This window comes from Agrobacterium sp., from assembly GCF_032092815.1.
Classification (GTDB): Bacteria; Pseudomonadota; Alphaproteobacteria; order Rhizobiales; family Rhizobiaceae; genus Agrobacterium.
In genome coordinates this window covers 1-13,972 of the sequence record NZ_DAMDBP010000017.1, presented here as the reverse complement: position 1 = coordinate 13,972, position 13,972 = coordinate 1, and the positions used below count along the sequence as shown (strand labels likewise).

The 13,972-nt window shown below is 56.5% G+C and carries 13 protein-coding genes; 11 read left to right on the top strand and 2 right to left on the bottom strand.

The window, feature by feature from the left end; genetic code table 11:
* The first annotated feature begins 81 nt into the window (after window positions 1-81).
* Window positions 82-441, top strand: a complete 360-nt coding sequence (locus tag RT613_RS12285; protein ID WP_313615705.1) for a helix-turn-helix transcriptional regulator — start codon at window positions 82-84, stop codon at window positions 439-441.
* A 430-nt stretch (window positions 442-871) separates the two neighbouring features.
* On the opposite strand, the gene RT613_RS12280 is transcribed toward RT613_RS12285, so the two are convergent.
* Window positions 872-1,846, bottom strand: coding sequence for an MBL fold metallo-hydrolase (locus RT613_RS12280; protein WP_313615704.1), 975 nt, complete (start codon window positions 1,844-1,846; stop codon window positions 872-874).
* 92 nt (window positions 1,847-1,938) lie between these two features.
* On the opposite strand from RT613_RS12280, the gene RT613_RS12275 reads away from it, so the two are divergent.
* The 3 genes from RT613_RS12275 (at window position 1,939) to RT613_RS12265 (ending at window position 5,316) form a co-directional block, all read left to right on the top strand.
* The gene (locus RT613_RS12275) at window positions 1,939-2,874 is read left to right on the top strand and encodes a LysR substrate-binding domain-containing protein (protein ID WP_313615703.1); all 936 of its coding nucleotides are present in this window, start codon (window positions 1,939-1,941) and stop codon (window positions 2,872-2,874) included.
* Window positions 2,875-3,278: 404 nt separating this feature from the next.
* A complete protein-coding gene (locus RT613_RS12270; protein WP_313615702.1) occupies window positions 3,279-4,601 on the top strand; it encodes an FAD-binding oxidoreductase in 1,323 nt (440 codons plus the stop codon).
* 13 nt (window positions 4,602-4,614) lie between these two features.
* The gene (locus tag RT613_RS12265; protein WP_313615701.1) at window positions 4,615-5,316 is read left to right on the top strand and encodes an SDR family NAD(P)-dependent oxidoreductase; all 702 of its coding nucleotides are present in this window, start codon (window positions 4,615-4,617) and stop codon (window positions 5,314-5,316) included.
* Here RT613_RS12265 and RT613_RS12260 read toward each other — a convergent pair.
* Window positions 5,310-6,077, bottom strand: a complete 768-nt coding sequence (locus RT613_RS12260) for an IclR family transcriptional regulator (protein WP_313615700.1) — start codon at window positions 6,075-6,077, stop codon at window positions 5,310-5,312. The two genes, RT613_RS12265 and RT613_RS12260, sit on opposite strands and share 7 nt — an antisense overlap.
* A 182-nt stretch (window positions 6,078-6,259) precedes the next feature.
* On the opposite strand from RT613_RS12260, the gene RT613_RS12255 reads away from it, so the two are divergent.
* The 7 genes from RT613_RS12255 (at window position 6,260) to RT613_RS12225 (ending at window position 13,968) form a co-directional block, all read left to right on the top strand.
* On the top strand, window positions 6,260-7,087 hold the full coding sequence (locus RT613_RS12255) for a transporter substrate-binding domain-containing protein (protein WP_313615698.1): 828 nt from the start codon (window positions 6,260-6,262) through the stop codon (window positions 7,085-7,087).
* A gap of 18 nt (window positions 7,088-7,105) precedes the next feature.
* Complete coding sequence (locus RT613_RS12250; RefSeq protein ID WP_313615696.1) at window positions 7,106-7,822, top strand: amino acid ABC transporter permease; 717 nt, start codon at window positions 7,106-7,108, stop codon at window positions 7,820-7,822.
* Window positions 7,819-8,637: an amino acid ABC transporter permease gene (locus tag RT613_RS12245; RefSeq protein WP_313615695.1), complete on the top strand. Its 819-nt coding sequence runs from the start codon at window positions 7,819-7,821 to the stop codon at window positions 8,635-8,637. The genes RT613_RS12250 and RT613_RS12245 overlap by 4 nt, the downstream gene beginning before the upstream one ends.
* Window positions 8,634-9,380: an amino acid ABC transporter ATP-binding protein gene (locus tag RT613_RS12240; RefSeq protein ID WP_313615693.1), complete on the top strand. Its 747-nt coding sequence runs from the start codon at window positions 8,634-8,636 to the stop codon at window positions 9,378-9,380. Before RT613_RS12245 ends, RT613_RS12240 begins: the two co-directional genes overlap by 4 nt.
* 114 nt (window positions 9,381-9,494) lie before the next feature.
* Window positions 9,495-10,811 carry an FAD-binding oxidoreductase gene (locus RT613_RS12235; protein WP_313615691.1) on the top strand — a complete coding sequence of 439 codons (1,317 nt, stop codon included), beginning with the start codon at window positions 9,495-9,497 and terminating at the stop codon, window positions 10,809-10,811.
* Between the two features lie 51 nt (window positions 10,812-10,862).
* Complete coding sequence (locus RT613_RS12230) at window positions 10,863-12,182, top strand: FAD-binding oxidoreductase (protein ID WP_313615689.1); 1,320 nt, start codon at window positions 10,863-10,865, stop codon at window positions 12,180-12,182.
* Window positions 12,183-12,501: 319 nt separating this feature from the next.
* Entirely contained in the window at window positions 12,502-13,968 is a 1,467-nt protein-coding gene (locus RT613_RS12225) for a diguanylate cyclase (RefSeq protein ID WP_313615687.1), read from the top strand.
* Window positions 13,969-13,972: the final 4 nt, after the last annotated feature.

Sequence of the window (13,972 nt, the reverse complement as noted above, 5' to 3'; positions counted from 1 at the left end):
CCCATACCTAATCCTGTCAAAGGTATGCGTCAAGACGTACCTTTGACTTGCGCATGATGCTCTGACCCGGTAAAATAAGGCATGCCAGATTTGCTTCCCCAACCCGATCGCGACGAGATCGACCTCGGTGTCGTTTTGTCGACATTGTCTGATCCTCTGCGCCGTACCACGGTGGCCATTCTGGCAACTCTGCCGGAATGCACGGAGCGCAACTGCGTGTCCTTTGGTTTTCCCGTGGCAAAGGCGTCACTGACCCACCACTTCAAGGTTCTGCGTGAGGCGGGCCTGATCAGCCAGATCGATTACGGAAACCGCCGCACGTCTTCTTTGCGAAAAGCGGACATCGAAGCGCGATTTCCGGGTCTGCTTGCTTTGCTGGTAAACGAATTGGAGCAGGCTGGCGGCAGCGACAAGGCCGTTGCCCTATCGGCACAACGCTGACAGCGACCAGATAACAGCGTCAGAACATTCGGCTCAGCTGCTGATTTGCTCATATGCCAAGGCGTTCCCGCAGCGTTTTGCGATAGAGACGCGAAACCGGCCAAGGCTGTTCAGTGACACGCAATTTGATGGATCATTTATCGGGTCTTGTACGATCCAAGTCCGAAACAAGCAGCATCGAGCCATTACTCAGCCAAATTTCGCTGTAATTTCCCGCTGAACGGACAGCGATTATCGTGTTTGGCGCAACGCCACACACCAGAGCAGACTGGAACTGTCATCGTTTGGCTCACAACCCGGGAACATTCCGGGGCCGTAAGGAAGCTCAAGTTTCGATCAAATCATTGTGCCCTGGTCGGGTGGCATTGCCAAAACCCGATAACAAAAAATGGAGCCAAGGTGCCGCCAGAGCGACGGCACCCTGATGAGTTCAGTAGCTGGCCTTATAGACCAGTGGGATCCAGTCATAATTGCTGTCATCACGACGGACATGGCCAATGCCGGGGAAGGCGTGGTGGGCACCAGCCACCAGATATTTCTGATCGGCTGCATCAGCAAACGCGATTGCACGGCTGGCAGCCGCGGCCTTCTGGTCTACGTCGAAATCGACAGTGACCTCAGGTTGATCAAATTGCAGCACATCACCATGGGCAATATCACCCCAGAAGACGATCTTCTCGCCCTTGCTCTCGACAATGATACCGCTGTGTCCCGGTGTATGACCGGCATGTAGGACAGAGCCGAAACCCGGGATCGGCGCAGCGTTGTCTTCAAAAGTCTCAAGTTTGCCGGCCTCAGCATAAGGACCAACGCATTTTTCAGCCTGGGCGATCTGTGGACCGAGCACCTTGTCTGCCTTGGCCTCGGCGTCGGCTTTCAACCAGAACTCTGCTTCGCGCTGGTTTACATGCAGGACAGCATTTTCGAACACCCGTTTGCCGTTCACAACCAGACCGCCGGAATGATCGGCATGAATATGGGTCAGGACAACGTGATCGATCTCGGATATCTTGTAGCCCGACGCTTCAATATTGCTCACGAGCTTGCCAAGTGCAGGACCCATCAGGTCACCAGTGCCAGCATCAATGAGAACCAGCTCGTCACCCGTGTTGATCAGAAAGGCATTTACGGACGTTTCCGTATCTCTTGCCTGGAAATGACCCTCAAGATATGTCTCGGCATCCGCCTCCTTGATGTTCTTGTAGATCTTCGCCATTGGCAATTTCACCGTGCCATCGGACAGCGCAGTGATTTCATAATCTCCGAGTTTCAAGCGATAGAAACTGACGGCCTGTTTGCCAATAATCGATGCCTTCGCCAAAACGCTGGTGGGCAGAGCGGTGATAACACCGGCGGCAAGAGTGATGCCGACAGAAGATTTCAATAGGTCGCGACGGGTTTGCATGGAAAGCTCCAGGAAGTGTGTTGAACGTGGTCTTGAACTGACCTGGAGAGCATTTATGTATCTGACTATCAGTAAACAAATCGATCCGGCTCATGGTAACTATCGATCATTTCAATCTACGTTCTTTCGACCTCAATCTGCTCATCGCCTTCGACGCGCTGATGTCGGAAGGCAACGTGACAAAAGCGGCAAAACGGCTGAAAATCCAGCAGCCGGCCATGAGCCATTCCCTGTCCACGCTGCGCGCATTGCTTCAGGACGACCTGTTCATCCGCGTAGGACAGGTGATGCAGCCAACAGCACGGGCGCGCAGTCTCGCCGTGCCGGTGCGCCAAGCTCTGCGACAAGCGCAACTGGCGCTGAGCGGTGGCCTGGACTTCGACCCTGCATTTGAAGAACGCACATTTCGTATCGCCATGTCACCGGAGATCGAGTTGTTGCTGATGCCAGACCTCACTGCCCGCTTAAGAAAACTGGCCCCTGGCATCAAGCTGTTGGCGCGGGTTTTTCCCTATGAGGCGATGGAACCTTCGCTGGAAGACGGCAGCATCGACCTCGCCGTTGGCTGCACCTACACCAAGACCAGCCGCCGTTCCTTCGAACCCCTCTATGACAGCCAGTTTGCCTGCTGTTTCAACCCCGCACTCCTAAACCTCCCGACACCAGTAAGCCTGGATGCCTACCTGGCAGCAGAGCATGCAACCATCTCACAAAATGAAACTCTTCAGGGCTGCATCAAAGATGCACTCGAAATCGCTGGCGTTGAGCTAAACGTCGTGATGGCATGTCCTGGCTACATGTCAGTGCTGTCGGCTGCGCAAGTGAGCCCGGTTATCGCAACTGTTCCGAGCAGGATTGCCAGACGTTATGGAACATTGCTCGGCCTTGAGGTCAGCCCACTACCGGTGTCTCTGAGCTTTCCACCGGTTAACATGGTCTGGGCACAACATGCAGATGGCGATGCTGCCAATATCTGGCTTCGCCAGCAAATCCGCAACATTGTCGCTAGTCTCGAGGTCGCAGAATAACGCCCTGATGGTTTTTGTTCGTTACCCCGCCGGTAACGATCACAACCTTCTGGATTGACCGTCCCGTCATGAGGAATCTCGCCTTTCCATAAGCAATAGCGAGGTGATTTTTCCGGACCAGGTTCCTTTGCGCTCGGACGCGTAGCCTAGCCGCAAACAGATTGTGGCGATCAACATCCAGTCCTCCACCTGCATTTCACGCCAAAATACACATCAAAAATATCACATCATGAAAAAGACCTCGGAATCTCATCGTATTGTGAGATTCATTTTGACGGTCTGCCGCATTTTCTGGCACGCATAGAAAAGCGGCATATCGCTGCATCCTGTGTTCACAATCGCTGTCATCCCTCGGTGGCATCCCCTTGCCTCGCAAATGACAGCACGGTTTGCGGAGTCTGACCTTGAACAAATTTTCTCCCTTCAAGGAAACATTGTGGTTTGCAACGGCCGTTCCAGCGCCAGAGACGACGAGACTGGAAGGGCGCGTCGAGGCCGACATCTGCGTTGTGGGAGCCGGGTACACCGGTCTGACCACTGCGCTCGAACTGGCCCGCAAGGGCATCAAAGTTGCGCTTGTTGAGGCACAAGAGGCGGGCTTCGGCGGCTCCGGTCGCAATGCGGGCCACTGCACCCCAACTTTCAGCTATTATAGCCTGCCCTCCCTCAAGAAGATGCTGGGCGAACCCTGGGCAGAGCGCATCATCCATCGTCAGACCCGAGCCAATGACCGGGTGGTCGAGATGATCTCGACCTACAATATCGATTGCGAATGGGTGCAGAACGGCTACGTCATGGGCGCGCTTCGCCCAGGCGCGATGTCGATCATGCAGAAAAAATCCGATGACTATGCAGAAGCCGGTGCGCGATGCCGCGTTATAAACAAGGACGAAGTCGAGGCGATGACCGGCAGCCCCCGCTTCTACGGCGCCTGGTATCACGAAGAGGGTGGTCATGTGAATCCACTCTCATATGCGCGTGGCCTTGCGCGCGCCGTCCAGCAAGAAGGTGGCACAATCTACACATCATCGCCCGTTGAGGACGTGCAGCCCGAAAACGGCAAATGGTCCGTACGCACGCCCACTGGAAGCGTTCTGGCCGACAAGGTCATTTTTGCGACCGGCGCATATACGGTCGGCGGATGGAAGGGGCTGGATCGCAGCTTCCGGATCAAGAAGGTCTTTATTGCTGCAACCCAGCCGCTCGACCCCGAAACGCGCAAGCACGTTCTGCCGCACAACACCACGATGCATGATGGCCGCGGCGACATCTATGTCTATAAATACAACCGCGAAGGCCGCATCGTTGCCTCGATGTTCCCGATGGGACAGCGCGGCGTAGACCCGGAATACACGCGCAAGGTGATGACAGATCGCCTGAAGTTCCTGCATCCGCAAATCAAGGAAGATATTCGCTGGGAATATTTCTGGTACGGCGAACTCGACATGCAGATGCGCACCATCCCGCGGCTCTACGACCTCGCACCAGGCGTTGTCGCCTGCACCGGACTGTCCGGACGCGGCGTGCCGACAGGCTCGATGCTGGGAGGCATTCTGTCCGAATGGGCGCTTGGCGTACCAGACAAGGACCTGTCCCTGAAGATCGAACCGCTGCACAAGGCACCGGCCTTCATGGATTTCGCCCCTGCCCTGCGGCTCCGGTGGTTCCGCATGCAGGAAAACAGATTGGCACGCAAGGAAGGCGCCACCCTTCCCCCACACGCATGACAGAGGTTGCAAGATGACGGACAGAAAAACGGTATTGATCTCCGGGGGAAATCGCGGCATCGGCGCTGCGGCCGGCAAGGCTTTCATGGAGGCAGGCTGGAACGTGTCGCTTGGCATGCGAAGCCCTGCCCTGCCAGATTGGGCGGATCCCGACACAGTGCAGGTCGCCGCCTATGACGCAACGGATCCGGCATCGCCGGATGCGTGGGCAGCCACCGCACTCCAAAAATTCGGCCGCATCGATGCGATCGTCGCCAATGCCGGGATCATGGTTCGCAAATCCGCTGTGGAGGCAACAGACGAGGAGTTTGCCTCGCTGATCGAGGTCAATGTCAACGGACCACGCCGGCTGGTAAAGGCCTGTTGGGAACAATTGGCAGCCAGCGGTGAGGGACGCGTTGTCATCGTCGCCTCACTGTCGGGCAAGCGTGTCAAATCGGCAATCTCGGGCGCCTATTCAGTCTCGAAGTTTGCCGCCCTCGGACTGTCACATGCGATCCGTCATGCTGGCTTTGACAAGGGCATCAGGGCGACGGCCATCTGCCCCGGTTTTGTGGCGACCGACATGGGCCTGCCGCTCGCCTCGGGGACCCCTACAGACGCCCTCACCCAACCGGAGGATATTGCAAGTTCGATTTTGCATGTCGTCAACCTGCCAAATCGCGCCAGTGTGTCCGAGTTCTGGGTGAACTGCCTGTTGGACGATTCCTACTGAACGAGGATCGCCGCAATCTCTTCCTTCAACAACAGGGCATACTGCTCCAGCGTATATGGGGTGAGTTTGGCGCTGAGCAGCGTAAAGCCGATGGACGCATTTGGGCTTGCCCCATCTGAGAAAATCGGCACGGCGACACCGGAAATGCCGGGAATAAGTTCTCCCGCATCGATCGCATATCCACGATCGCGAGTTTCGCCGATCAGTCTGCGCACCTTTTCGGCCGTCAGGTCGCGATAGGCTGCATAGCGCTCGATATTGGCCCGAATGATGAACTCCTGCTCGTCCACGTCGAGAAAGGCAAGCATTGCGATTGAACCGGGACCGACGCCAAGGGGCACCGAGCCACCAATGGAACCCGTGAGGGTTGGCACGACGCATTCGCCGTCGCGCCTGTCCAGGCAGACGGAATCGTGATTCAACCGCGCCATGAGATGAACGGTATCACCCGTGCGCCGGCGAATACGCGTCAGCGCCATTTCACAGCGACTGATGATGCCGGGGCCGCGGGCGGCCCGGGCACCGTAAATCGCCATGCGCGCCCCCAGCCGGTAGCAGCGCTTCTTGTCGTCGCGCGCAAGCAGCTTGTGCCCAACGAGAGTATTGAGGATGCGGTGGCAGGTGGCTGAGTTAAGCCCTGATCTGGCCGTCAATTCCTTCAGGGTAATACCGTTCACGCCACCATCCGCGACAAGATCAAGCAAGATCACCGCCCGATCCAGAAGTTGCGCGCCAGTAGACGACGTTTGAGGCACTGCCATCGCTATATCTCACATTATGAAAAAATTACTCCTCTATACTTGTATAATGAGAAATTGACGTGTTCAATGATGAAAATTAAGCCGTCGGTGAATTTGAACAATAAATAGGCGGTTTAATGTTGCGTGCTGTTGGCTGCATGCCCCAGCCCGCGTTTCGTCATCCGAATTGGGGAACAAAACAGATGAAACTGGCAAAGACATTCGCATCAACTGCTCTCGTCGCCATCGGCTTGCTCGCCGCAGGTTCGGCTGCCGCCGAAACACTCGAAGACGTAAAGGCGCGCGACAAGCTGATCGTTGGCATAAAGAACGACTACGCCCCCTATGGCTACCTGAACGACAAGGGCGAAATCATCGGCTTCGAGGTGGAACTGGCAAAATACGTCGCCAAGGAGTTGCTTGGCTCGGAAGAAAAAATCGAACTGGTACCAGTCGTTGCAGCAAACCGTATCGAGTTCCTGACCGCAGGTCGCATTGACGTGATCTTCGCCACGCTCGGCGTCACCGCTGACCGTGACAAGGTCATCGACTTTACCACACACTACGTTTCCTCTCCCGGCCCGGCCGTACTGATGGCCAAGGAAGCAACAACCAGCGAGTGGGGTCAGTTGAAGGACAAGCCGGTTTGCGGCATTCAGGGTTCTTATTACAACAAGAAGCTGACCGAAGAATTCGGAATTCAACTCGTTGCCTTCAAGACCCAGCCAGAAGCCTACCGTGCGCTGCGCGATAACCGTTGCATCGGCTTCGTCTTCGATCAGATGACCCTCGACCTGAAGGTTCAGGAGGCCGACTGGTCTGGCTACAAGGTTGCCGTTCCGACCTATGAATACCTGCCGATGGCTGGCGGTATCCGCGAAGGCGACAAGGCGTTTCAAGAGGCTGTCGACAAGGCAATCACAAAGGCGGAAGCCGAAGGCAAGCTGATCGAGTGGGAAACCGAATTCAACATTCCCCATTCCGAATACATTGCCGAGCGCGCCAAGGCCGCCAAAGCCAAGATGAACTGATAACGTCTGGAGCAGCCCTTGTTCGGTCTCGATTATTCCTGGCTCGCCGATCCGGCTTATCAGCAGTGGCTGCTCACCGGTGTCGTCAACACACTCAAACTTGCGGCGCTCTCATCGATCGCCGCAGTCATCATCGGTCTGCTGGGCGCTCTTGGCCTGACACTGCGGATATTCTGGCTCGATGCACTCATCGAACTGTTTGTCGAAGTGTTCCGAAACACGCCGCCGCTGCTGCAGATGCTGTTTGCCTATTTCACGCTGTCCACGCTTGGACTGCGTGTCACCGACCCCTCGACCGGTCTGTCCATGCCACTGTTGAGCGCCTTCGCCTGTGCCGCGATCTCGCTCAGCCTGTTTGGCGGAGCACTCGCCATTGAAGCGTTCCGTTCGGGCATTGAAACCATGCCGCGCTCAATCATCGAGGCGGCCCGCTCATTGGGATACAGTCGCTGGGGACGGTTTTGGAAAGTTGAGGCACCCATCGCTTCGCGCATCTGCCTTCCGGCACTCACCAACATCCTGACCAACCTGTTCAAGACCACATCACAGGCCTCGGTCATCACCGTACCGGAACTGATGTACTACGCCGGGCAGATTTACAACGATACGTTCCGCACACTGGAAGTGATGATCCTCGTGCTGCTCATCTATGTATCGCTCGTCTCTATCCTGACCTATGCGATGGCGAGGCTGGAACGCTGGATGGCCTTTCCGGGCTATGGAAAGGGACAATGACCATGAAGGATTTTGTCACCTACGAGACCAAAAAGCTTGCAGTCCTCCTGGCTTTGCTGCTGGCAGTGGTCATCTGGATCGCCGTAGATGCCGCGGCTGGTGCCTCGGCTCACTGGCAGCGAGTGGCGGTGCGCCTGCCTCTGCTGCTCACGGGTAGCGGCGACGGCTGGCCCATTACCGGCGGCTTTGCACTCAACATTCTTCTGTCAATAGCGTCCATGGCGGTGGCGACGGTGCTTGGCACATTCATGGGGCTTGCCACTCTTGCAAAATCTCCGCTTGTGCGTCTGCCAGCATTCTTCATCATGAACTTTCTGCGCAATTCGCCCTGGCTCGTGCTGCTTTTCGCCATGCTTTACATCCTGCCATTCGAAATGCGCATTTTCGGCATGCTCGTCCCGTTTCCGCCCTTCGTAAAAGCGGTGATCGGCCTTGCCCTGCCCACCGCTGCGAATTTTTCAGAAGTCATTCGCGGCGCAGTACAGTCAATTCACAGTGGCCAGTGGGAGGCATCGCGGTCCCTTGGCTATACCCAGATGCAAATCTACCGCCACGTGATCCTGCCGCAAGCCTTCCGCCGGATGATACCCGGCTGGATGAACCTCTATGCGCTGCTGATGATTGCAACGGCTTTGGCCACCGTCACTGGCATTCAGGACGTGTTGACCATCCTCAACACCTCGCTTGCAATGGAGAGCGACCGTGTGCTCGTCTACTTCTACCTGACCATACTTTTCCTGTTCTTCGCCTATTGCTATCCAATCGCGATCTTCGCGCGCCGCCTGGAACGTGCCGTTAAAGGAGACAATCTATGAACCGTTCCGACGCATTGATCGAAATTGACAGCATCCGAAAATCCTTCGGTACGTTCGAAGTCCTGAAAGGCATCTCGCTCAATGTCGGCAAGGGAGAGGCTGTTTGCATCATCGGCCCTTCAGGGTCAGGCAAATCCACCATCCTGCGCTGCATCAACGGTCTTATCCCGATTGACGATGGATATATTCGTGTCGGAAACCACAAGGTGCATGAGTTGAAGACGGAAAAGGCGATGCGCCCCCTGCGCCACCAGGTGGCCATGGTGTTCCAGCAATACAATCTCTTCCCGCATCGAACTGCGCTCGACAACATCATGATGGCCCCAATCCAGGTTCTCGGCCATAACAGGGACGAAGTGGAAGACAGGGCGCGCAAGCTTTTGCAGAAGGTGCGCCTGTCGGAGAAGGCAGACAGCTACCCGGGCCAGCTTTCGGGCGGTCAACAGCAACGTGTCGCGATTGCCCGTGCGCTTGCCATGCAACCGGATGTGATCCTGTTCGATGAGGTGACCGCTGCACTTGATCCGGAAACAGTAAAGGAAGTGCTCTTCACCATCCGCGAACTTGTGGAAGAGGGCCTTACCTGCGTTCTTGTGACCCATGAGATGAAATTTGCCCGCGAAGTGTCCCATCGAGTCTGCTTCACCGACCGAGGCATGATCGTGGAAAGTGCCCCGCCGGGAGACTTCTTCGACAATCCGCAAGACCCTCGCACGCGAGAGTTTCTCGGCCAGGTGCTCTGATACACCGTCGGGCCGACGCAATGCCGGACCCGAAAATTTTCAGGACCTACACCGCGAAAGCCTCTTAGCCGCCCCGGAAACACACGAAAGGCGAGCCCCACGGCTCGACACCCCATGCCTCGTTTCGATGACATATATGCTGAAGGCTTCAAGGATACTCCATACTGGTGGGAGGGAGCCGAACCGGAAACAAATCTCGATCCCTTGCCTGAACATGCCGATGTGGTGGTTGTCGGCTCCGGCTATGCGGGCCTTAATGCCGCAACCCACATGGCGCGCGCAGGGCGCTCCGTCGTCGTGCTGGATAGCGATCGTCTGGGCTCGGGTTGTTCCACGCGTTCTGGCGGCATGGTTTCCAGCGGCCAGAAGCTTGTCGTCGGTGGTGCTATCAAAGGCATCGACCCGGCACTGATCAGCCGCCTGATCGGCGAAAGCAACGAAAGTTTTGACTATCTCAAAACACTGATCGAGACAGAAAATCTCGATGCAGGTTTGAAGATTACCGGTCGTTTCTTCGGCGCCCATGCCAAAGGTGACTTCGAGACACTGAAAAATCATGGCGCCCTTCTTTCAGAGAAGACAGGCGTATCTGTCCATTTTCTCGATCGGGACCGCCAGCGCGAGGCAATTGGCTCGGATTATTATAATGGTGGCATGCTGATAGATGATTATGGCGGCTTGCATCCAGGTCTCTATCACAAGGCACTCCGTGAACGCGCCAAGGCGGCCGGTGCCATCCTGCGCTCCCATGCACGAGCCGGTATCATCACCGACGGACCTAACGGCAAGAAAGTCGTGCCGACCGCGCGTGGCACGATCCACGCAACACATGTCATCGTCGCGACCAACGGTTATACCAGCGCGGATGCGACGCCAGAGCTTGCGCGACGTCTGGTCCCGGTAAAAAGCTATCAGATCGCCACCGAACCCCTGCCACCGGACCTGCTTGCCGAACTCATTCCCCTGGCGCGTATGGTGTCCGATACCCGCCGCGACCTGATTTTCACCCGGCCATCGCCTGATGGCACCCGCCTTATCTTCGGCTCGCGTCCAGGTATCTTCGAAATGTCGGAACGCCAGGCGGCAAAGCGTCTCTACGCGCGCATGCTCGCCATCTGGCCGCAGCTTGCGGGCGTGAAGTTAACCCATTCATGGATTGGAAGCGTCGCAATGACGGTCGACAAGCTCGCTCATATCGGCGAGCGTGATGGTTCGCATTTCGCCGTTGGCTGCAATGGCAATGGTGTCGCACTGATGACTTATCTCGGCTATCAGACCGCCCGCAAGATCCTGGGCGAGCAAAATATGCCTTCAGCCTTCGATCGAAAAAAGTTCACCGCCGTGCCTTTTTATAATGGCAAACCCTGGTTCCTTCCGGTGTTCACCGGCTGGTACAGGTTTCGCGATTTTCTCGACCGCCCGGGCCGCTGAACGGCCATTCCCGCACCAAAATTTGCCAGTCCTTCATTTCAGGAGACGAGCGTGTCCAGAATTATTCCCGATCTGGTGGAAACGCCGAGCGATTGGCCCGAACGCGTCGATGTCGTCGTCATTGGTGGCGGCATTATCGGCGTGAGCACGGCCCTGTCCCTCATCGAACGCGGCGTAAGCGTCGCCCTGTGCGAAAAGGGCCTCATAGCCGGTGAACAGTCATCGAGAAACTGGGGCTGGGTCAGGCAAATGGGCCGCGACCCGGCAGAGTTGCCGCTTTCCATGGAAAGCCTGCGCATTTGGGAAGGCATGAATGCCCGCGTGAGCGCCGAGACCGGCTTCCGCAAGACAGGTATTGCCTATATCTGCCGCAACGATGCCGAACTGGCCGTCCACGAAGAGTGGCTGAAGCACGCCCGCCCGCTTGGCCTTGACTCCGCCCTGGTATCAGGACCGGCACTTGAAACCCTTGTGCCTGGCATAGGGCAAACATTTAAGGCTGGGATCTATACGGCAAGCGACGCAAGGGCCGAACCGTTCATCGCTGTACCTGCCATGGCGCGCGCAGCGGCGAAGAAGGGTGCCCATATCTTTACCAATTGCGCTGCACGGTCCGTTGAGACCAGCGGCGGCAAAGTCAGCAGTGTCGTAACCGAACATGGCGAAATAAAATGTTCATCGGTGGTCCTTGCCGGCGGTGCATGGTCAAGGCTTTTCGCAGGCAACATGGGTATCGACCTTCCAATCTTGAAGATACTTGGCAGCGTGGCCCGGCTTTCCTCCGTCGACGGCATGTCCGACATGCCGGTCGGTGCCAGTGATTTTGCCTTTCGCAAAAGGCTGGACGGTGGGTTCACTGTTGCCCAGCGCAACGCCAATATCGCAGCGGTAACGCCAGACAGCTTCCGTCTGTTCTCCGACTATATGCCAAGCCTGATTAAAACTTGGCGCGAGCTCGCCTTGCGCATCAATGGTGAGTTCGTACGCGAACTCCGTATCCCGCGCAGATGGAAACCCGACGAGATGACGCCGTTCGAGCAAGTTCGTATCCTTGACCCCGATCCGACGCCGAAATTCGTCAATGGCGGTGTCGACAATTTGCAAAAGGCACTGCCAGCCTTTCGCAACGCCCGGATCACGAAGATCTGGGCTGGCCTGATGGACGTCACGCCGGATGCCGTTCCTGTGATCTCACCCGTGGCTTCACTTGGGGGCTTCTATCTTGCAACGGGCTTTTCAGGCCACGGTTTCGGCATTGGCCCGGGGGCTGGCGCCCTGATGGCCGACCTGATAACCGGCGCGACACCAGCCGTCGATCCTTTCCCCTTCAGGGCTCAACGGTTTGCACGATTGGCAAAGCCCCGCGCATAGCTCAATCAGTCAGCACCAGCAGCCTGCAGATGTCACAGCAGAAAAGGTCTTCGTTCGGGACCTCTATTGGTAACGCCCATGACTGGACAATGCCAATCTCCTTGCCGCCTCAGGCAATAAGGGGATTGACGAGGCGCTTGCGATGCTGCGCCCGCGGGTTTGCTGGGTGATTTGGCGTGATGTCCAATAAAAGGCTGGGGGGCACAACTTCACTTGACCAGCCATTAATGATCGCCCGCAATTATGGGCGCGGCAAGCGATAGGCACAGAAGAAATCTTTCACCTTTTTTTGTAAAAATAAGGCGAGGAGATTATCACAATGAATACCTTACCGCACTGGAAGACCAAGGCTTTTTGGTGGGCTACCGCCTTCGTGCTTTACGCCTTCCTTGCGTCATCGGCCATCGCGCTGACGAGCAATGGTAAGGATATCGCCACCCTTTGGCCTGCCAACGCCGTGCTTCTTGCACTCCTGCTGTCGCGACGAGACATCGGTTATATCGGTGTCTGTACAGCGGGCTTTGCAGCTAACGTCCTTGCCAATGTCCTTACACGCGGAAGCGTCAGCGGACCACTTCTGTTTGGTGTCAGCAACGTGGCCGAGGTTGTGATTGCAGCGGCCATAATCGGCGCACGCGCTGACAACTCACAGCCACTTACCTCGCCATCAAACATCGGCCGTTTCTTGATCGGTGCGAGTATATTCGCACCGGCCGCCAGTGCTTTGCTTGGCGCAATAACTGCCGTGGCCGTGTTTGACCAACCATTCTTACACTCCTTCGAGACCTGGTACCTTAGCGATGCCTTGGGCTTGATGATCTTCACGCCGCCACTCTGGTCCCTGTTCAACAATGACTATGTAAGGTGCTTCAGGCTCAAAAGCCCGAAGGAGAGACTTGAGGCTGTCGCACTGCACGGGCTTGTATTCGGCGTGACAGCCTTTGTTTTCTTCATCACGACGATGCCGCTTCTGTTCGTTGTCTTCGCGCCCGTCATGTTGATTACGTTCCGTGTCGGGCGACTGGGCACGGAAGCTGCAACCATGGTGGTCGCTGCGACAGGTGCAGTTGCAACCATATATGGGCATGGACCAATTGCTTGGTATACAAGCGATGGCGCGGACCAATCACACCTGTTTCAGGCGTTCCTCGCCGTGCTGTCGCTGACTTGCTTACCAGTTGTCGCCAATCTGAGCGCACGCCAGCAACTGGCATCCTACCTCTCACAAAGTGCCCTAGAACAAGCTGAACGCGCGGACGAAATGGAAAAGGCGGCGACGATCGACAGCTTGACGGGGGTTTTGAACCGAGGCGCCTTCGACAAGCTTGCGACAGCCCGCCTCACCCGACCGACAACGGTATCCGCATGTCTGGTTGCAATCGATCTCGATCATTTCAAAAAGATAAATGACAACTTTGGTCACGCAGCAGGCGATGCAGCTCTGGTGCATCTCACAACCTTGCTGAAATCCAGGATCCGCTCAAGAGACATCATAGGACGCCTTGGCGGCGACGAGTTCCTCATACTGCTCGACGGAACAAGTGAAAATGATGCACATGCTATCGTCGCGCAACTCAAGGCACTTGTTGAGCAAACAGCACTGCAACTGAGCGGGAACGTCAGGCTGTTTGTTGCAATGAGCTGTGGCGTCGCCCACTACCAGTCGGGCAAGAGCCTGAAAGACTTAAAGCTAGAAGCCGATGCTAACCTTTATCGCGCTAAAGCGCTGCGAGAACGTGAGCGTCCGGCGAACGCATTTCCGGGTGTGGAGAGATGGGTGCTATAGGCCG

What these genes read in the sequence shown, in the direction of transcription:
- RT613_RS12260 (WP_313615700.1), bottom strand. Translation starts at nt 6,077, where the DNA reads ATGGCAGTGCCTCAAACGTCGTCTACTGGCGCGCAACTTCTGGATCGG.
- RT613_RS12240 (WP_313615693.1), top strand. Translation starts at nt 8,634, where the DNA reads ATGAACCGTTCCGACGCATTGATCGAAATTGACAGCATCCGAAAATCC.
- RT613_RS12245 (WP_313615695.1), top strand. Translation starts at nt 7,819, where the DNA reads ATGACCATGAAGGATTTTGTCACCTACGAGACCAAAAAGCTTGCAGTC.
- RT613_RS12280 (WP_313615704.1), bottom strand. Translation starts at nt 1,846, where the DNA reads ATGCAAACCCGTCGCGACCTATTGAAATCTTCTGTCGGCATCACTCTT.
- RT613_RS12275 (WP_313615703.1), top strand. Translation starts at nt 1,939, where the DNA reads ATGGTAACTATCGATCATTTCAATCTACGTTCTTTCGACCTCAATCTG.
- RT613_RS12255 (WP_313615698.1), top strand. Translation starts at nt 6,260, where the DNA reads ATGAAACTGGCAAAGACATTCGCATCAACTGCTCTCGTCGCCATCGGC.
- RT613_RS12265 (WP_313615701.1), top strand. Translation starts at nt 4,615, where the DNA reads ATGACGGACAGAAAAACGGTATTGATCTCCGGGGGAAATCGCGGCATC.
- RT613_RS12285 (WP_313615705.1), top strand. Translation starts at nt 82, where the DNA reads ATGCCAGATTTGCTTCCCCAACCCGATCGCGACGAGATCGACCTCGGT.
- RT613_RS12225 (WP_313615687.1), top strand. Translation starts at nt 12,502, where the DNA reads ATGAATACCTTACCGCACTGGAAGACCAAGGCTTTTTGGTGGGCTACC.
- RT613_RS12235 (WP_313615691.1), top strand. Translation starts at nt 9,495, where the DNA reads ATGCCTCGTTTCGATGACATATATGCTGAAGGCTTCAAGGATACTCCA.